The sequence below is a fragment of the Pseudomonas sp. MWU12-3103b genome (assembly GCF_023100615.1).
Classification (GTDB): domain Bacteria; phylum Pseudomonadota; class Gammaproteobacteria; order Pseudomonadales; family Pseudomonadaceae; genus Aquipseudomonas; species Aquipseudomonas putida_A.
Genome location: NZ_JALMEY010000001.1, coordinates 751,124 through 769,243 on the forward strand (window position 1 = coordinate 751,124; position 18,120 = coordinate 769,243).

General features: G+C 59.3%; 13 protein-coding genes. 3 read left to right on the plus strand and 10 right to left on the minus strand.

Annotated elements, in window-relative coordinates; genetic code table 11:
- Positions 1-9: 9 nt before the first annotated feature.
- The 4 genes from M0808_RS03440 to rpsU form a co-directional block, all read right to left on the minus strand.
- Positions 10-3,756: a bifunctional diguanylate cyclase/phosphodiesterase gene (locus M0808_RS03440; protein WP_223006912.1), complete on the minus strand. Its 3,747-nt coding sequence runs from the start codon at positions 3,754-3,756 to the stop codon at positions 10-12.
- A 126-nt stretch (positions 3,757-3,882) separates the two neighbouring features.
- The gene (gene rpoD / locus M0808_RS03445) at positions 3,883-5,730 is read right to left on the minus strand and encodes an RNA polymerase sigma factor RpoD (protein ID WP_027610709.1); all 1,848 of its coding nucleotides are present in this window, start codon (positions 5,728-5,730) and stop codon (positions 3,883-3,885) included.
- A gap of 67 nt (positions 5,731-5,797) precedes the next feature.
- Positions 5,798-7,762 carry a DNA primase gene (gene dnaG / locus M0808_RS03450; RefSeq protein WP_007966496.1) on the minus strand — a complete coding sequence of 655 codons (1,965 nt, stop codon included), beginning with the start codon at positions 7,760-7,762 and terminating at the stop codon, positions 5,798-5,800.
- Between the two features lie 481 nt (positions 7,763-8,243).
- The gene (gene rpsU / locus M0808_RS03455; RefSeq protein ID WP_002551877.1) at positions 8,244-8,459 is read right to left on the minus strand and encodes a 30S ribosomal protein S21; all 216 of its coding nucleotides are present in this window, start codon (positions 8,457-8,459) and stop codon (positions 8,244-8,246) included.
- Between the two features lie 199 nt (positions 8,460-8,658).
- Between rpsU and tsaD the strand changes: the two genes are divergently transcribed.
- Positions 8,659-9,684, plus strand: coding sequence for a tRNA (adenosine(37)-N6)-threonylcarbamoyltransferase complex transferase subunit TsaD (gene tsaD, locus M0808_RS03460; RefSeq protein ID WP_247839919.1), 1,026 nt, complete (start codon positions 8,659-8,661; stop codon positions 9,682-9,684).
- 35 nt (positions 9,685-9,719) lie between these two features.
- On the opposite strand, the gene plsY is transcribed toward tsaD, so the two are convergent.
- On the minus strand, positions 9,720-10,289 hold the full coding sequence (gene plsY, locus M0808_RS03465) for a glycerol-3-phosphate 1-O-acyltransferase PlsY (RefSeq protein ID WP_027610711.1): 570 nt from the start codon (positions 10,287-10,289) through the stop codon (positions 9,720-9,722).
- A 74-nt stretch (positions 10,290-10,363) separates the two neighbouring features.
- On the opposite strand from plsY, the gene folB reads away from it, so the two are divergent.
- Together folB and folK are read left to right on the plus strand one after the other, a co-directional pair.
- The gene (folB, locus tag M0808_RS03470) at positions 10,364-10,720 is read left to right on the plus strand and encodes a dihydroneopterin aldolase (protein WP_247839921.1); all 357 of its coding nucleotides are present in this window, start codon (positions 10,364-10,366) and stop codon (positions 10,718-10,720) included.
- Positions 10,711-11,229, plus strand: coding sequence for a 2-amino-4-hydroxy-6-hydroxymethyldihydropteridine diphosphokinase (gene folK, locus M0808_RS03475; RefSeq protein WP_139055804.1), 519 nt, complete (start codon positions 10,711-10,713; stop codon positions 11,227-11,229). The genes folB and folK overlap by 10 nt, the downstream gene beginning before the upstream one ends.
- 83 nt (positions 11,230-11,312) lie before the next feature.
- Here the strand turns inward: folK and M0808_RS03480 are convergent, their stop codons facing one another.
- The 5 genes from M0808_RS03480 to glpE all read right to left on the minus strand — a co-directional run bounded on the left by M0808_RS03480 (position 11,313) and on the right by glpE (position 18,091).
- On the minus strand, positions 11,313-12,542 hold the full coding sequence (locus M0808_RS03480; protein WP_247839923.1) for a multifunctional CCA addition/repair protein: 1,230 nt from the start codon (positions 12,540-12,542) through the stop codon (positions 11,313-11,315).
- A gap of 64 nt (positions 12,543-12,606) precedes the next feature.
- Positions 12,607-14,169 (minus strand): SpoVR family protein, encoded by a 1,563-nt coding sequence (locus tag M0808_RS03485; protein WP_027610714.1) that lies wholly within the window; start codon positions 14,167-14,169, stop codon positions 12,607-12,609.
- Positions 14,166-15,437 (minus strand): YeaH/YhbH family protein, encoded by a 1,272-nt coding sequence (locus M0808_RS03490; RefSeq protein WP_003228849.1) that lies wholly within the window; start codon positions 15,435-15,437, stop codon positions 14,166-14,168. The genes M0808_RS03485 and M0808_RS03490 overlap by 4 nt, the downstream gene beginning before the upstream one ends.
- A 107-nt stretch (positions 15,438-15,544) precedes the next feature.
- Positions 15,545-17,467: a PrkA family serine protein kinase gene (locus M0808_RS03495; RefSeq protein WP_003228848.1), complete on the minus strand. Its 1,923-nt coding sequence runs from the start codon at positions 17,465-17,467 to the stop codon at positions 15,545-15,547.
- Positions 17,468-17,761: 294 nt separating this feature from the next.
- Positions 17,762-18,091, minus strand: coding sequence for a thiosulfate sulfurtransferase GlpE (gene glpE / locus M0808_RS03500; protein ID WP_098965914.1), 330 nt, complete (start codon positions 18,089-18,091; stop codon positions 17,762-17,764).
- Positions 18,092-18,120: the final 29 nt, after the last annotated feature.

The following is an 18,120-nucleotide window of genomic DNA, read 5'->3' on the forward strand; positions in this document are numbered from 1 at the left end:
GGCCGCGGATTATAGCGACGGTTTGGCGGCTGTGCTATCCGAATAATCCGATACGGTTACACGAAGAAACGTTGCGGCGAATTCTTCCGGGGGCAGCGGCAGGCTGACGATGTAGCCCTGGATCTGTTCGCAACCTTCGGCGGCGAGGAATTGTTGCTGGGCCTGGGTCTCGACGCCTTCGGCGATCACGGTGAATTGCATGCTCCGGCCCAGAGCGATAATCGCGCGGACAATCGCCGCGTCGTGCGGGTCATCGGGCAGTCCGCGAACAAAGGACTGGTCGATCTTGAGGATGTCCAGCGGCAGGCGTTTGAGGTAACTGAGCGAAGAATAACCGGTGCCGAAGTCGTCGATCGCCAGTTGAACCCCCAGATGTTTGAGCTGGTGCAGCACCGCCAGTGCTTCTTCGGCCTGGCTCATGATGAAGTTTTCGGTAATTTCCAGTTGCAGTAAATCCGGCTGCAGGCGGTTGTCCCTGAGCAGTTGTTCGATGCGTCCGAGCAGATTCGGTTGCCGCAGTTGCGCGCCGGCCAGGTTGACCGACAGCGGGCCAAGGCTGTCGTAGATCTGATTCCACTCGAACATCTGCCGGCAGGCGGTCTCGAGCACCCAATCGCCGATCTGCAGGATCATGCCGTTCTCTTCGGCCAACGGGATGAAGTGCTCCGGCGGCACTTCGCCGAAGGTCGGGTGGCGCCAGCGGATCAGCGCTTCGGCACCGACCAGGCGATGGTCGTCGAGGCTGATTTTCGGTTGGTAGTAGAGGAACAACTCTTCGCGCTCGATGGCCCGGCGCAGTTCGTGCTCCAGTGCCACGCGCTCGCTGGCCTGGGCAGTGAGGTCGCGAGTGTAGCTTTCGACGCGGTTGCGGCCCTTGGCCTTGGAGCGGTACATCGCCGCGTCGGCGTTTTTCACCAAGGTGGCGACATCGCAGCCGTCCCGTGGATAGAGGCTGGTGCCGATGCTGGCGCTGATGAAAAACTCGTGCTCACCGGCCTGAAACGGTGCGCCAAAGCAGTTGAGCAGTTTGAATGCGATGTTGTCGGCATCGCTGGCTTGTTGCAGGCCCGGCAGCAGAATGATGAATTCATCACCGCCCAGTCGTGCGACGGTGTCGATATCACGCAGTTGTTCTTTCAAACGCACGGCAATGCCTTTGAGCAGCAGATCGCCAACCGGGTGGCCGAGGCTGTCGTTGATGTGTTTGAAGCGGTCGAGATCGAGGAACAGCACCGCGCCCTGACCACCGTTTTCCTGCTGACTGTTCAGCGCGGTGAGCAGGCGACTTTCAAACAGGGTGCGATTCGGCAGGCCGGTGAGCGGGTCGTGGTGCGCCTGATAATCGAGCTTGGCTTGTGCGTGTTTGAGGCTGGAGATATCGGCGAACACCGCGACGAAGTGGGTGATGAACTTGTCGCGGTTGCGTACGGCGCTGATGGTCAGCCAGCTCGGATACAACTCGCCGTTCTTGCGCCGGTTGGAAATCTCGCCCTGCCAGTGTCCCTCAGCAGTCAACTGGTGCCACATTGCCGCATAAAACGCGCTGTCATGCAGTCCCGAGGCGAGCAGACGCGGGGTGTGACCGAGGGCTTCGCTTTCGCTGTAGCCGGTGATTTCGGTGAACGCACGGTTCACCGCGCTGATGTGCTGCTGGGTGTCGGTGATCAACACGCCTTCGGCGGTGCTCTCGAATACGGTGGCGGCCTGCTGCAGTTTTTCCTGCATCAAATGGCGCTCGGTGATGTCCCGGGCAATGGTCAACATGCAGTCTTCTTCGCCGATCGGCAGAGGACGGCTGGACACTTCGCACAGTCGGATTTGCCCGTCGCTGCGGCGGATATGGCAGGTGAAATCGCGTACGAAGCCGTCGCGGTGCAGCAGGTCGAGCATCTGCTTGCGTTCGTTGAGATTGACCCAGATCCCCAGATCCAGCGCCGAGCGATCCACCGACATCGCGCTGTTGAATCCGGTGATGCGACTGAAACCCTCGTTGACCTCCAGCAGCAAGCCATCGCTCTGACGCGACAGCAGCAAGCCGTCCGGCGAGGCGTGAAAGGCCTTGGCGAACTTCTCTTCGGAGGTTTGCAGTTGCTGCTGGGTTTCCTTGAGTTGAGTGATGTCGCGCACGACCACCACCAGCGCCGGAGTGGTGTCGAGGTCGAAGGGCTCGGCGGAGATCAGACCGGTGAACACCTGGCCATTGTTGCGGCGAAAGGGCATCTCCAGGTTGCGGATACTGCCGGCCTGCAAGCGCTGTAACAGCCCGGGCCCGACCCCGGGGATGCCCCAGATGTTGAGTTCGGTGGCGGTCTGGCCGACGACGTCCTTGGCCTTGAGGCCGATCTGTTCTTCAAAGGCTTCGTTGACCTCCAGCAGACAGCCGTCGGACAACCGCGCGATCACGAGGATATCCGGGCATTGCTGGAACACCGACGCGAACTTCTGCTCTGAAAGCCGCAGCGCCTCCTCAGTGCGCTTGGTTTCGCTGATGTCGATCATCAGCCCGCGCATCACAGGCTCATGGCCATGTTCAATCAGACTGACAATGTCACGCACCCACAGGCAGCGCCCGTCAGCGGTGATCACCCGATAGTCGAGGGTGTGATCGCGTCCGTCGCGTACCGCCTCATCGCAAATGGCCTGGGCGCGGGTCAGGTCGGCGGGGTGAATGATGTTGCGCCAGAAGCCCGGAATCAGCCAGTGCGCCTGTGGATAACCGAGCAGATCTTCGGCATGCGGCGACACATAGCTGTAGGTGAAGTCGCTCATGCGCGCTTCCCAGGCGATGGCCGAAAGGCTCTCGACCAATCCGCGGTAATGATATTCGCTGCTGCGCAATTCCTGTTCTAGGTCGACGCGGCGGGCTATTTCCGAACTCAAGCGGCGATTGATGCGAATGACCACCGCCAGAATGCTGACCAGCAGCAACAGGCCCGGAAGGCCATAGATCAGAAGGTCCGACCAGAATGTCCGATGGTCCAGAACATTACCGACCCAATGTTCCTGAATGCTGCTGATTTCCTCGGGGCTCATGTCCGCGAGGACTTTGTCCAGAATACCCACCAGCATTTTGTTGTCGCGGGGTACGCCCATTGCCAGCTGATAGCGATACGGGGTTTCGCCGCTGACGTATAAACCGTCGAGCTTGAGCTGGCGCAGACTCCAGACGCTGGAGGCAAGGTCGCCGACCACGGCGTCTACTTCATCGGTGGCCAGTGCCTGCAAGGCCGAACTGACATTGGGCATGGCCACCAGATTCAGGTCGGGATGGTGGGTGCGCAGGAGTTCGTGGGGGGCGTAGTTTTCCACCACGGCGATCTTCAGACCGTACAGGTCCTCGATTTTGCGCGGCTGAGCGCCGCCAATGTGGGCGAGGATCACGATCGGAAAGTCGAGGTAGGGGCGGGTAAACGACAGATAGCTCTGGCGCTCCGGCGTGGACATGATCCCTGGCAGCAGGTCGATCTTGCCGGTTTTCACCTGCGCCAGCACTTCGGTCCAGCTCGATGGCTCGACCGGATTGAGTTTGATCGACAGGCGCTGGCGGATCACGTCGATATAGTCGGCGGCCAGGCCTTGATAGCGATTCTGTTCATCGCGGAACTCGAACGGCGGCCACGATGCATCGACACCCAGGCGCAAGTCCGGGTGAGCCGCCAGCCAGCTACGTTCTTCATCGGTCAGAGTCAGCGCGTCAGCCGTTGCGGTCCAGATCATCAGTGACAGCAAGAAAAGCACGGGCGCCAGTCTGGGCATAACCGTCTCGTTATGGCACGGGATTCATTGTTTCGAGTGTAGACGGGGTATGCCGGGGAGGGGCGGTGCGAGGGATTTAATCTGCCGCATAAACAAAACCCCCGGCCTGGGCCGGGGGTTCTGGTATCACTCGTCGAGGAAGGAGCGCAGATGCTCGCTTCGCGTCGGGTGGCGCAGCTTGCGCAGCGCCTTGGCTTCGATTTGACGGATCCGCTCACGCGTTACGTCAAACTGTTTGCCCACTTCTTCGAGTGTGTGGTCGGTGTTCATGTCGATACCGAAGCGCATGCGCAGGACCTTGGCTTCACGGGCAGTGAGGCCGGACAGCACTTCGCGAGTCGCTTCTTTCAGGCTTTCAACGGTTGCAACATCGATTGGCGACTGCATGGTCGAGTCTTCGATGAAGTCGCCCAGATGAGAGTCTTCGTCATCACCGATCGGGGTTTCCATGGAGATCGGCTCTTTAGCGATCTTCAATACCTTGCGGATCTTGTCCTCAGGCATTTCCATGCGTTCGCCCAGCTCTTCCGGGGTCGGTTCGCGACCCATTTCCTGCAGCATCTGGCGGGAAATGCGGTTGAGCTTGTTGATTGTCTCGATCATGTGCACCGGAATACGGATGGTGCGGGCCTGGTCGGCGATCGAGCGAGTGATCGCCTGACGGATCCACCAGGTGGCATAAGTCGAGAACTTGTAACCACGACGGTATTCGAACTTGTCCACCGCTTTCATCAGACCGATGTTGCCTTCCTGGATCAGATCGAGGAATTGCAGGCCGCGGTTGGTGTACTTCTTGGCGATCGAGATCACCAGACGCAAGTTGGCTTCAACCATCTCTTTCTTCGCGCGGCGGGCCTTGGCCTCACCGATCGACATGCGACGGTTGATGTCCTTGATTTCGGCGATGGTCAGACCGGTCTCGGTTTCCAGCGCGATCAGTTTCTGCTGGCAACGGATGATGTCCGGCTGTACGCGACCAATGGCTTCGGCGTATTTGCTCTTGCCTTTGGCCAGGGCGTCGGACCAGCTTTCGTCGACTTCATTGCCCGGGAACTGACGCAGGAAATCTGCGCGTGGCATACGTGCATCACGTACACACAGTTGCATGATCGCGCGCTCTTGCTGACGCAGACGATCCAGGGCGCTGCGAACACGCTCGACCAGGGCTTCGAATTGCTTCGGCACCAGTTTGATCGGCATGAACAGCTCAGCCAGGGCCAGCAACTCGGCAATCGCTGCCTTGTTGTGACGACCGTGCTTTTTCAGGGCCTTGCGGGTGATTTCCATCTGATCGGACACAGCGCCAAAACGCTGGGCCGCGATGACCGGATCCGGACCGCTTTCGGCTTCTTCTTCGTCATCCGAAGATTCGGCGTCATCGTCGTCGGTATCGTCGTCAGCCTTGGCGGCTTTCGCGTCGATCGGCGGCGGCACTTCGGCGGCCGGCGGCGCAATGCCGTCGTCCGGGTCGATGTAACCGCTCAGAACGTCGGACAGGCGACCACCCTCGGTGGTGACGCGAGTGTACTCGGAGAGAATGTGGTCAACCGTGCCAGGGAAGTGCGCGATCGCGCTCATCACTTCACGGATGCCTTCTTCGATACGTTTGGCGATTTCGATTTCGCCTTCACGAGTCAGAAGCTCGACCGTACCCATTTCACGCATGTACATGCGCACCGGGTCAGTGGTGCGACCGATATCGGTCTCCACCGCTGCCAACGCAGCGGCTGCTTCTTCCGCAGCGGCCTCGTCGGTATCGGCGTCGGCCAACATAAGGGCGTCCGCATCCGGAGCACTCTCGTGTACGGGGATCCCCATGTCGTTAATCATGCGGATGATGTCTTCCACCTGCTCCGGATCTGAAATATCCTCGGGCAGGTGGTCGTTGACCTCGGCGTAAGTCAGATACTTCTGCTCACGACCCAGTTTGATCAACTCAATAATACGAGACTGCTGTTGCGCTTTTCCGGACATAACACCCTATCCACTGAAGGTCTTGGCGGGCAAAAAACAAGCCGAGGATTATACCTGAGCTATGACCTCACGCGCCAGTTGAGGTCGGGTTTGATGCGGAAACATTGCGACTTAAAAGGTCGCGCAGTTGATTTTTCTCTTCGGCGCTCAGTTCGCTTTGACGCGCTTTCCTGAGCAACTGTTCCAGATTTCGCTCGCGTTGGCGGGCTGACAAGCTAGTAATGGTGTCGAAAAACTGTTGTTCAAGGTTTTCTCCGTCAATCAGCCACTCCTTTTCCGCCAGCGCTTTCAACAAGCGACCCTGTTCAGTGCCGTGCCATCGCGCGATCAACTGAAATGAGTTTAGCTTGGGATTCTTCTGTACGGCTTCGAGCAGCGCCACAAGCAACTGTGCGTTGGTCTGATTTTCGTCCGCAATGTGCCCGGCATCCTCGACGCGCTCGGCCAGTTGCGGGTGATGCAGCAATGTTCGCAGCGCGGTCAGGGTCGGTGATTCGACGCCAATCGGCGTGCGCGGGCGTTGTTGATCGCGATCGCCGCCACGCTTGCCGTTCTTGTCCCAGGGTTTCTTGTCCCATTTCTTGCCGCCGGCGCCGGGTTTCTTCGGCGTCCACTCCTGCTGCGGCACATACATGTCTTGTGCCTGCGGCTGATGGTAGTCGCTGTAATCCGGCATTGCGTCGTAATCGATGCCCGGATCGTAGGCGGGCGGCGCTTCCTGCGGCGCGCTTTGCGCCAGCTGGCTGACGGTTTCGCTGCTCAGACCGGTAATTTCGGTCAAGCGCTGGCGCATCAGGATGCGCAGGTTGGCGCCCGGCACTTTGTCGATCAGCGGCGCGGCGAGGGTGGCCATATGGGCCTTGCCTTCGAGCGAGCGCGGATCGGCTTCCTCGGTCAGTTGCTGGAAGAAATAATCGGCCAGCGGCTGCGCATGTTGGTTGATGCGGGCCTTGAAGGCATCAGTGCCTTCGGCGCGAACCAGGGTGTCCGGGTCTTCGCCTTCGGGCAAAAACAGAAAGCGCGCGCGGCGCCCGTCCTGCAGGCACGGCAATGTTGCTTCCAGTGCGCGCCATGCGGCGTTGCGGCCGGCCTGGTCACCGTCGAAGCAGAACAAAACGTTCGGCACTACCCGAAACAGACGCTTGAGGTGTTCTTCGCTGGTTGCAGTGCCCAGGGTCGCGACGGCATTGCGCAAACCTTGCTGGGCGAGGGCGATGACGTCCATGTAACCCTCGACGACGATGATTTCGTCGAGGTTGCGGTTGTTCTTGCGTGCTTCATAGAGGCCGTAGAGCTCCTGGCCTTTATGAAAGACCGGGGTTTCCGGCGAGTTCAGGTATTTCGGCTTGTCGTCGCCGAGTACCCGGCCACCGAAAGCGATGATCCGGCCACGGGTATCGCGAATCGGGAACATCACGCGATCGCGGAAGCGGTCATAGCGTTTACCGGTTTCGGCGTTCTCGATCAGCAGGCCGGCGTCGATCATGGCCTTCTGCTGCAAAGTGTCGCTGCTCAAATGTTTGAACAGGTTGTCCCAGCCCGGCGGCGCGAAGCCGAGACCGAAGTCCCGGGCGATCTCGCCGGTCAGTCCGCGGCCCTTGAGATAATCCACCGCAGCCTTGCGCGCGGGATGACTCTTGAGCGCCTGGCGGTAGAAATCGGCGGCGGCGGTGAGCAGCGGGTACAGCGGCGAATCGGTTGGCTGCCGCGGTTTGTGCGGGCGGCCACTTTCTTCGCGGGGTATTTCCATCCCGGCGGCTTTGGCCAGGTCCTCAACCGCCTGGGGGAAATCCAGGTTGTCGTGGTCCATGAGAAAGCCGAGGGCGTTGCCACCGGCGCCGCAACCGAAGCAGTAATAGAACTGCTTGTCCGGGCTGACGCTGAACGATGGGGTTTTCTCTTTATGGAACGGGCAGCAGGCGGTGTAGTTCTTGCCGGCCTTTTTCAGTTGCACACGCGAGCTGACCACGTCGACGATGTCGGTGCGGTTCAGGAGGTCGTCAATAAAGCTCTGGGGAATCAGCCCGGCCATGGCGTTCTCGTCTGCGCTGTAATGAGTCCGATGCGAAGGGCGGCCGGACGCAGGTCTTGAGTGAGGCGCACAAAATGGGCGGCTCGACCGGGTTCGGTTGCGTGATCGCTGTCGGGAAGTGTATCTGCCGAAAAACCACTGACGTTAGTACTCATCAGTTTTCGACTATTTGAAAGTGTTGCGCTGAATCCGCTGACGGCCGATAAATGGCCCCGGATAGCTCAATAAAGCGGGCACGCATGCAGGTGCCTTGGGCTGATCGTCGTAAGAGGAATCAGTGGGTGTGCTCGTCAGTAGCCTTGAAAGGCTCGTCAGAAAAGACGTGCACCGCTGGCAAAAGAGCCAGGTCTGACGCGTGAAGCAGATTTGTCTCGGTCGCGTGTGCGGCTTCGACGGTGAAGCATCAAGCGTTTTACGCAAATGCCATTAGCCCGGCTGAGGGCCGGGCTTAGGCAAGAAGCTTGCTACGATCGTCTGTGTATTAGTACAGACGAACGGCGCGGCGCTGTTCGCGCTGAACTTTCTTGGCGTGACGCTTAACAGCGGCTGCTGCTTTGCGCTTACGCTCAGAAGTTGGCTTCTCGTAAAATTCGCGGCTACGAACTTCAGCCAGTACACCGGCTTTTTCGCAGGAGCGCTTGAAACGACGCAGAGCTACGTCGAAGGGTTCGTTCTCTTTAACTTTGACGGCTGGCATCCAGAGCTACCTTCATTCATTACCGGGGTCAACATCCTCGCGGCAAAAGAGCACTTGAAGACGTCGGTTTTTAAGGGTTGCGGATGTTAACCCCTCATCGCTCGGAATGCAAAGCCTCTGATCGAAAACCGCTAGTCGGGGCATCGCATGGCGACTATTATGCGCGCCTTCGAATTCAGCCTAAACAAGGCGCAAACCCATGCTAGTACTGGGATTAGAAACCTCCTGCGACGAAACCGGCGTCGCATTATACGACAGTGAACGCGGCCTGCTGGCCGACGCGCTGTTCAGCCAGATCGACCTGCACCGCGTCTATGGCGGCGTGGTGCCGGAGCTGGCCTCGCGTGACCACGTCAAGCGCATGCTGCCCTTGATTCGTCAGGTGTTGGCCGAGGCTGACTGCGTGCCGACCGAGATCGATGCGATCGCCTACACCGCGGGCCCGGGCCTGGTCGGGGCGCTGCTGGTCGGTGCCTCGTGCGCTCAGGCGCTGGCATTTGCCTGGGGCATTCCGGCACTCGGTGTGCACCATATGGAAGGCCACTTGCTGGCGCCGATGCTGGAGCCAAAACCGCCGGAATTTCCGTTCGTCGCTTTGTTGGTTTCCGGGGGGCATACGCAGCTGGTTCAGGTCGATGGCATTGGCCAATACAGCCTGCTCGGCGAGACCCTCGACGATGCCGCCGGCGAAGCGTTCGACAAAACCGCGAAAATGATGGGCCTCAATTATCCGGGCGGGCCGGAAATCGCCAAGCTGGCCGAGAAGGGCGTCGCAGGACGTTTCACCTTCCCGCGTCCGATGTGTGATCGCCCGGGCCTGGATTTCAGCTTCAGCGGCTTGAAGACCTTTGCCCTCAACACCTGGCAGCAATGCGTCAACGCCGGGGACGACAGCGAGCAAGCCCGTTGCGACATCGCGCTGGCGTTCCAGCAGGCCGTGGTGGAGACTTTGACCATCAAGTGCAAGCGCGCCCTGAAACGCGCGGGCATGAAGCGTCTGGTGATCGCTGGCGGCGTCAGCGCCAACAAGGCCTTGCGCGCTTCGCTGGAAAAGATGCTCGGCGACATGCAGGGCGATGTGTTCTACGCCCGCCCGGAGTTCTGCACCGACAATGGCGCGATGATCGCGTTTGCCGGTTGTCAGCGTTTGCAGGCCGGTCAGCAGGAAAGTCTGGCGATCAGCGTGCAGGCGCGCTGGCCGATGGAGCAGTTGTCGGCGTTGTGATTGGCGGTGCGATTGGCGGTGTGGCTGAGCGGTATTTAAAAATGCCGTTCGCGCCCGGCAAACAGGTCGCGTAGATTGCCGCGGTGGCGCCAGACGATCAGTAGCGTCAATGCGCTCATCGGCAGCAGCGCCTCCGGTTCCTGCCAGGCCAGCAACGGCAAGGTCAGGGGCGTGGCGATCAATGCCGCCAGCGAGCTGGTACGGGTCAGGTAGAACGTCAGCAGCCAGGCGCACACCGCCAGCAGTGCAGCGGGTGGATACAGGCCCAGCAGCATGCCGGCAGCCGTGGCGACGCCTTTGCCGCCGCGAAAACGGAAATACAGCGGGAACAGGTGACCGATAACGGCGCACACGCCGATCCAGGCCTGATCCTGCAACGAAAGGCCAGCGGCCGCTGCGATCAGCACCGGTACCAGGCCTTTGCACAGATCACCGAGCAGGGTCAGGATCGCCAGTTTGCGACCGACCAGGCGCAGCATGTTGGTGGCGCCGGCATTACCCGAGCCACTCATTCGCGGATCCGGGTTTCCGGTCAGGCGGCTGAGCAAAATGGCGAAGGACAGAGAGCCGAGCAGGTAGGCGAGAGTCGCCAGTAACCAAAACATGCTAACTATTCCGGGCGAGGACGCCCTGATTCTAACGGCGCATTGCGCCCTTGTCGTGCAGCGGAGAAAAGTGCTTGGACAGAGTGTTTATCGAGGGCCTGGAAGTCGACACCGTGATCGGTGCTTACGACTGGGAGCGGGGCATTCGACAGTGCCTGCGTCTTGATCTGAGCTTCGCCTGGGACAATCGCCCGGCCGCCGCGGGTGACGACCTGACCCTGGCGCTCGATTACGCCAGCGTTTCCACGCGTATCCAGGCCTTTGCCGAGCAATCCCAGTATCAACTGGTCGAGACCTTTGCCGAGCGTCTGGTGGAAGTATTGATGGCCGAGTTCAAGATCACCTGGGTTCGCCTCAAGCTGACCAAGCCTGGCGCAGTGCCGGCGGCCAGGGGTGGCGTGGGTGTGGAGATCGAGCGCGGATGTCGCTGACTCAGGTGTACCTCGGGCTCGGTAGCAATATCGAGCGCGAAACCCATTTGCGCGCCGGGCTCGACGCTTTGGCGACGTTTCTGGTGGATATCCGCTGTTCGGCGGTGTTCGAGAGTCAGCCGGTGGGGATCAAGAGCGGGCCTTTCTTCAACTTCGTGGTCTCGGCGTTTACCGATCTGCCCTTGATGGAGCTGGATCGGCGCCTGAAATTCATCGAAGCCGATAACGGTCGCTATGCGCCGGATCGCAAGGGGCTGCCGCTGGATATCGACGTGCTGTTATACGGCGATCTGACCGGTAACTTCGACGGCTTGATTCTGCCGCGTGCCGAGATTCTGAAAAACGCCTTTGTGCTGTGGCCGCTGTCGCTGATTGCGCCGGATCGGGTGCATCCAGGTGTGGGGAAAAGCTTCGCGACGTTGTGGGCCGAGGCGCAGATTGATCAGGTGTTGGCGCCGGTGGGGTTTGAATGGCGAGGCGAGCAGCTCACGCCTTCGGATTTGCGTTGATCTGACGGACGCCTTCGCGAGCAAGCCCGCTCCCACAGGGGAATGCATTCCAAATGTGGGAGCGGGCTTGCTCGCGAAGCTTTTCAGGCTGACGCCCTGTCTTTGTAGGCTTTTAGCGCCTTCAGTCGTTCTCGCTTCAGCGCTTCGCCCAGTTCCGGGCCTTTGAATCCCTTCTCCAGCAACGGCTGCACCGCGACTTCCCGCGCAGCCTGGGCAGCGCCGCGTAAATAATCGGCCTGTGGATAACTTCTCTGCTCCAGCCCTTTACGGCCTCGGGCGTCCATTTCGCATGCGCCGATAAACTCTTCAAACCGCTGCGGTCGTCGATACACATCAAAGCTCTGCAACAGCTCCAGCAATGTTGAGGCCTTCAATTCCAGCGCCCGGTGACAGTGGGTGTGGTACTTGCCGACAAGCAAGGCCAACTCCTGACAATCCTTCGGTGCCTTGAAGCGTTCGTTCACCGCTTTGATCAGCTTCAACCCAGTGTGTTCATGGGCGATATGTCGTGGCCACTCTTCTTCCGGCGTCAGGCCTTTGCCGAGGTCATGCAGCAGGCAAGCCCAGCGTACCGTCAGCGCTTGTTTGTGCAGCGCTGATTGCTCCAGAACGCTGAGAGTGTGCAGGCCGGTGTCGATTTCCGGGTGATGCGCTTCCGGTTGCGGTACGCCGAACAGCGCGTCGACTTCCGGCATCAATACTTTCAAGGCGCCACAGTCGCGCAGCACCTGGATGAATACCTGCGGCTGATCTTCCATCAGTGCGCGGGAGATTTCTTTCCAGCTGCGTTCGGCGGTCAGCGCCTGCAGTTCACCGGACTCACTGAGCTGGCGCATCAGTTCCAGTGTTTCTGGTGCGACAGTGAAGCCAAGACTGGCATATCGGGCAGCAAAGCGCGCAACGCGCAGCACACGGAGCGGATCTTCGGCGAATGCGGGGGAAACGTGGCGCAGGATGCGCGCTTCGAGATCGCGCTGGCCATGATACGGATCGGTCAGGTTTTGCTGGTCGTCTTCGGCGATCGCGTTGATCGTCAGATCACGGCGGATCAGGTCTTCTTCGAGGGTGACTTCGGGGCTGGCGTGAAAGGTGAAGCCGCCATAACCGCGACCGCTTTTGCGTTCGGTGCGGGCGAGGGCGTATTCCTCGCCGGTCTTGGGGTGAAGGAATACCGGAAAATCCGCTCCAACCGGGCGATAGCCCTTGGCGAGCATCTCGTCTGCCGTGGCGCCGACCACCACCCAATCAATATCGGTTACCGGTAAGCCGAGCAAGCGATCGCGCACCGCGCCGCCAACCTTGAAAATCTGCATAAAAAACCTCCGTTAGCCCGACAGGATAACCCTTGCGCCGGACTTTCGGAGGTCAGAGCCGCATCTAAAGATGAATCACGGCCAAGTCGAGCCGACCGTAATCGCCTTCGCTGTGTTCACTTCGCGGCGGTACATGGTGGGTTTTCATGATCTGGTCGCCCTGAAGGGTTTCCAGGTGAATGTCGAAGCCCCACAACCGGTGCAGATGTTTCAGTACCTCGTCGGTGGAATCGCCCAAGGGTTTGCGGTCATGTTGCTGGTGACGCAGGGTCAGCGAGCGGTCGCCGCGCCGGTCGATACTGTAGATCTGCACGTTGGGTTCGCGGTTGCCGAGGTTGTATTGCGCAGCCAGGGTTTCGCGGATGATCCGGTAGCCGGTTTCGTCATGGATCGCCGGCACTAGCAAATCGTCCTTCTGATCGTCATCGAGGATGCTGAACAGTTTCAGGTCACGGATCACCTTCGGCGACAGGTATTGCAGGATGAAACTCTCATCCTTGAAACTGCTCATGGCGAATTTGATGCTCGACAGCCAGTCGGAACCGGCGATGTCCGGAAACCAGCGCCGGTCTTCCTCGGTCGGGTTTTCGCACATGCGGCGGATGTCGCGATACATCGCAAAACCCAATGCGTAGGGGTTGATCCCGTTGTAGTAAGGGCTGTCGAAGCCTGGCTGGAACACCACGCTGGTGTGCGAGGTGAGGAATTCCATCATGAACCCGTCAGTCACCAGGCCCTCGTCGTAAAGGTCGTTCATCAGGGTGTAGTGCCAGAAGGTGGCCCAGCCCTCGTTCATCACCTGAGTCTGACGCTGTGGATAAAAATACTGGGCGATCTTGCGCACGATCCGCACGATCTCCCGTTGCCACGGCTCCAGCAACGGCGCGTGCTTCTCGATGAAATACAGGATGTTTTCCTGCGGCTCGGCCGGGAACCGGGCGTTGTCCTTGTCGCTGTACTTGTCCGCGCCTTTGGGGATGGTGCGCCACAGATCGTTGATCTGCTTCTGCAAGTGCTCTTCGCGATCCTTCTGCCGCCGGCGTTCTTCCTCGGCGGAAATCGGATACGGACGCTTGTAGCGATCGACCCCGTAATTCATCAGCGCATGGCAGGAGTCGAGCAGGTCCTCCACCGCATCGATACCGTGGCGCTCCTCGCATTGCATGATGTACTGCTTGGCGAACACCAGGTAATCGATGATCGAGCTGGCATCGGTCCAGGTGCGGAACAGGTAATTGCCCTTGAAGAAACTGTTATGGCCATAGCACGCGTGTGCCACCACCAGCGCCTGCATGCAGATGGTGTTTTCCTCCATCAGATAGGCAATGCACGGATCCGAGTTGATCACGATCTCGTAGGCCAGCCCCATCTGGCCGCGGCTGTAGGATTTCTCGGTGCTGAGGAAGTGTTTGCCGTAGGACCAGTGGTGATAGCCCAGTGGCATGCCGACCGAGGCATAGGCGTCCATCATCTGTTCGGCGGTGATCACTTCGATCTGGTTGGGATAGGTGTCCAGGGCATAGCCGGCCGCAATCCGGGCGATTTCGCGGTCGTAGGCCTGGATCAGCTCGAACGTCCATTCGGAGCCGGTGGAAATGGGTTGGCGTTTCTGCTCTTTGGCGGTCATGTCACTAACCTGCGCTGGAAGAGTTCACGGAAGACCGGATAGATATCCCCGGCCGAGACCAGTTGCTGCTGGGCAAACGTGTCGGAAAAGGCTTCGGCGATGCGTTCGTATTCGTACCAGAGGGCCTGGTGTTCGCGCGGGGTGATCTCCACATAAGTGTAGTACTGCACAAACGGCATGATCTGATTGATCAGGATGTCGCGGCAGATCGGCGAGTCATCGTTCCAGTTGTCGCCGTCGGAAGCCTGCGCGGCGTAGATGTTCCATTCGTTGCTCGGGTAGCGCTCGGCCATGATCTCCTGCATCAGCTTCAGGGCGCTGGAGACGATGGTGCCGCCGGTTTCCCGCGAGTAGAAGAACTCTTCCTCGTCCACTTCCCGGGCGCTGGTGTGATGACGGATGAACACTACGTCGATCTTGTCGTAGTTCCGCTTGAGGAACAGGTACAGCAGAATGAAAAAGCGTTTGGCGATGTCCTTGGTCGCCTGGGTCATCGAGCCGGACACGTCCATCAGGCAGAACATCACCGCTTTCGAGCTGGGGTTGGGTTGCTTGATCAGCAGGTTGTATTTCAAGTCGAAAGTATCGAGGAACGGCACGCGGTGAATGCGCGCGCTGAGTTTCTCGATTTCCGCTTCGAGTTCCTGAATATCGCCGAAGTTATCCGGCTCTTCACGCTTTAATCGCGCCAGTTCCTCTTTGGCCTCGCGCAGTTTGGCACGGCTGCTGCCGGACAGCGCAATGCGCCTGGCGTGAGCCGAGCGCAGGGTGCGGATGATGTTGATCCGCGACGGGTTACCCTCGTTGCTGATCCCGGCGCGCACAGTCTTGAACGTGTCGGTACCACTGAGGTTGCGTTTCACCAGATTCGGCAGTTCGAGGTCTTCGAACATGAATTCGAGGAATTCTTCCTGGGTGATCTGGAAGACGAACTCGTCCATGCCCTCGCCGGAATTGCCGGCCTTGCCCGGACCGCGTCCGCCGCCACCCCCCGGTGGACGGGCGATATGTTCGCCGGCAGTGAATTCCTTGTTGCCGGGATGAACCACGGTCTGCTTGCCGCCGCGACCGTGGTGAAGCACCGGTTCGTCGATATCGCGACCGGGAATGCTGATCTGTTCGCCGTGCTCCATGTCAGTGATGGAACGGCGGCTGACCGCCTCTTCGACAGCCTTCTTGATGTGATCACGGTAACGCCGCAGGAAGCGCTGGCGGTTCACCGTGCTCTTGTTCTTGCCATTGAGACGTCGGTCGATCACATAGCTCATACGTGGCCCTCCGGGCAGCTTCAAGTTGTGAGCTGCGAGCCGCAAGTAGAAGCACAGCGTTCACATGCTTTTTTCTTGCAGCTCGTAGCTTGAAGCTTGTAGCTGTTTTACTGCGATTTCCGGACCCGTAGGTACCATTCGGACAGAAGTCTTACCTGTTTGTCGGTGTAGCCGCGTTCGACCATTCGAGTAACGAAGTCGTTGTGTTTCTGTTGATCCTCTTTGCTCGCCTTGGCATTGAAGCTGATGACTGGCAGGAGGTCTTCGGTGTTCGAGAACATTTTCTTCTCGATGACCACCCGCAGTTTCTCGTAGCTGAGCCAGGTCGGGTTCTTGCCGTTATTGTTGGCCCGAGCGCGCAATACGAAGTTGACGATCTCGTTGCGGAAATCCTTCGGATTGCTGATGCCCGCCGGTTTCTCGATTTTCTCCAGCTCTTCGTTCAGGGCGACACGGTTGAGAATCTCGCCGGTCTCCGGATCGCGGTATTCCTGATCCTGGATCCAGAAGTCCGCATACAGCACGTAGCGGTCGAAGATGTTCTGCCCGTATTCGCTGTAAGACTCCAGATAAGCGGTCTGGATCTCCTTGCCGATGAACTCGATATAACGCGGCGCCAGGTATTCCTTGAGGTAGCGTAGATAGCGCTCGCGGGTCTCGGCCTGGAACTGTTCCTGCTCGATCTGTTGTTCCAGCACATACAACAGGTGCACCGGGTTGGCGGCGATTTCATGCGGATCGAAGTTGAACACCTTGGACAGAATCTTGAACGCGAAACGGGTCGAGAGACCGTTCATGCCTTCGTCGACGCCCGCCGAATCGCGGTATTCCTGAATCGACTTGGCCTTCGGATCGGTGTCCTTGAGGTTTTCCCCGTCGTAGACACGCATCTTCGAATAGATGTTGGAGTTTTCCGGCTCCTTGAGGCGCGACAGCACAGTGAACTGCGCCAGCATCTTCAGCGTGTCCGGCGCGCAGTGAGCCTTGGCCAGGGAGCTGTTAAACAGCAATTTGTCGTAAATCTTCACCTCGTCGCTGACCCGTAGGCAGTACGGCACTTTGACGATGTAGATCCGGTCGATGAACGCTTCGTTGTTCTTGTTGTTGCGGAAGGTGTGCCACTCCGATTCGTTGGAGTGCGCGAGCAGGATCCCGGTGAACGGAATCGCCCCCAGCCCTTCGGTACTGTTGTAGTTGCCTTCCTGCGTGGCGGTCAGCAATGGGTGCAGCACCTTGATCGGTGCCTTGAACATTTCGACGAATTCCATCAGGCCCTGGTTGGCCCGGCACAGCGCACCGGAGTAGCTGTAGGCGTCGGCGTCGTTCTGTGGGTATTCCTCGAGTTTGCGGATGTCGACCTTACCGACCAGCGCCGAGATGTCCTGGTTGTTCTCGTCGCCCGGTTCGGTCTTGGCCACGGCGATCTGGTTGAGGATCGACGGGTACAGTTTGACCACGCGGAACTGGCTGATATCGCCGCCAAATTCGGCCAGACGTTTGGTCGCCCACGGCGACATGATGGTGTTCAGGTAGCGCCGCGGGATGCCGAAGTCTTCCTCGAGGATCGCGCCATCTTCGGTGGCGTTGAACAGACCCAGCGGCGATTCGAATACCGGCGAGCCCTTGATCGCGTAGAAGGGCACTTTTTCCATCAGCTGTTTCAGCTTCTCGGCCAGGGACGATTTACCGCCACCGACGGGGCCGAGCAGGTAGAGGATCTGTTTCTTCTCTTCCAGGCCTTGGGCGGCATGGCGGAAATACGAGACGATCTGGTCGATGCATTCTTCCATCCCGTGGAAGTCTTCAAAGGCCGGATAGCGACGAATCACCTTGTTGGAGAAGATCCGCGACAGCCGCGAGTTGGTCGACGTGTCGAGCAGCTCGGGTTCGCCGATGGCCATCAATAGACGCTCGGCGGCGGAAACGTAAGCGCTGCGGTCCTTTTTGCACAGCTCCAGGTACTCCTGCAGCGAGAGTTCTTCCTGGCGTGTGGACTCGAAGCGTTGTTGGAAGTGGCTAAAGATACTCATGACGTCACCTCGCTCGATACGTGGAGCCGACGCCGGATCACTCAGTCGATGCTGGCAAGCAGCCGTGGTGGCTGCCTGTTTACCCCCCAGAACACTTTCGCGGTCGACAACCTTGAAAGTCACTCCCGATGACCCGTGCGCCGGTGTACCGGCTCTCCCCTGTTTTGGATGGCCTGGGCTTAAGGATAGTTGGGAATTCGGGAGGTAAAGGCGAGATACGTAATTAGTTGTGGCAGACCGTTCGTCTGCCCCGCGCAGGCCCACGGCAGCCGGGGCCTGCACGTGACAAAAAAATTATTCGGCGGCGCCTTGCGCGGTTTCCGACGGATAAGTCGTACGCCACAACTCGAAGCCACCGTCCATGCTGTAGACGTCGGAGAAACCCTGACTGATCAGGTAGGCGGCCGCCCCCTGGCTGGAATTGCCGTGGTAGCAGACGACAACGGTCGGTGCATCGAGGTCGGCGCCTTGAATGAAGGCGTGCAGCGAGTGGTTGTCCAGATGCTTCGAACCGCTGATATGCAGGGCGGCAAAAGTTGCAGGATCACGGACATCGACCACGACTGCGCCTTGCTCACGCAGGGCATGGGCCTGTTCCGGGGGGATTCGTTTGAATTCGCTCATGGCGGGTTCCTGTAGCTCGGCAGAGTGCG

Excerpts from the sequence above, each read along its gene's own strand:
- M0808_RS03440 (WP_223006912.1), bottom strand. The coding sequence starts at position 3,756 with ATGCCCAGACTGGCGCCCGTGCTTTTCTTGCTGTCACTGATGATCTGG.
- rpoD (WP_027610709.1), bottom strand. The coding sequence starts at position 5,730 with ATGTCCGGAAAAGCGCAACAGCAGTCTCGTATTATTGAGTTGATCAAA.
- dnaG (WP_007966496.1), bottom strand. The coding sequence starts at position 7,762 with ATGGCCGGGCTGATTCCCCAGAGCTTTATTGACGACCTCCTGAACCGC.
- rpsU (WP_002551877.1), bottom strand. The coding sequence starts at position 8,459 with ATGCCAGCCGTCAAAGTTAAAGAGAACGAACCCTTCGACGTAGCTCTG.
- tsaD (WP_247839919.1), top strand. The coding sequence starts at position 8,659 with ATGCTAGTACTGGGATTAGAAACCTCCTGCGACGAAACCGGCGTCGCA.
- plsY (WP_027610711.1), bottom strand. The coding sequence starts at position 10,289 with ATGTTTTGGTTACTGGCGACTCTCGCCTACCTGCTCGGCTCTCTGTCC.
- folK (WP_139055804.1), top strand. The coding sequence starts at position 10,711 with ATGTCGCTGACTCAGGTGTACCTCGGGCTCGGTAGCAATATCGAGCGC.
- M0808_RS03480 (WP_247839923.1), bottom strand. The coding sequence starts at position 12,542 with ATGCAGATTTTCAAGGTTGGCGGCGCGGTGCGCGATCGCTTGCTCGGC.
- M0808_RS03485 (WP_027610714.1), bottom strand. The coding sequence starts at position 14,169 with ATGACCGCCAAAGAGCAGAAACGCCAACCCATTTCCACCGGCTCCGAA.
- M0808_RS03490 (WP_003228849.1), bottom strand. The coding sequence starts at position 15,437 with ATGAGCTATGTGATCGACCGACGTCTCAATGGCAAGAACAAGAGCACG.
- M0808_RS03495 (WP_003228848.1), bottom strand. The coding sequence starts at position 17,467 with ATGAGTATCTTTAGCCACTTCCAACAACGCTTCGAGTCCACACGCCAG.
- glpE (WP_098965914.1), bottom strand. The coding sequence starts at position 18,091 with ATGAGCGAATTCAAACGAATCCCCCCGGAACAGGCCCATGCCCTGCGT.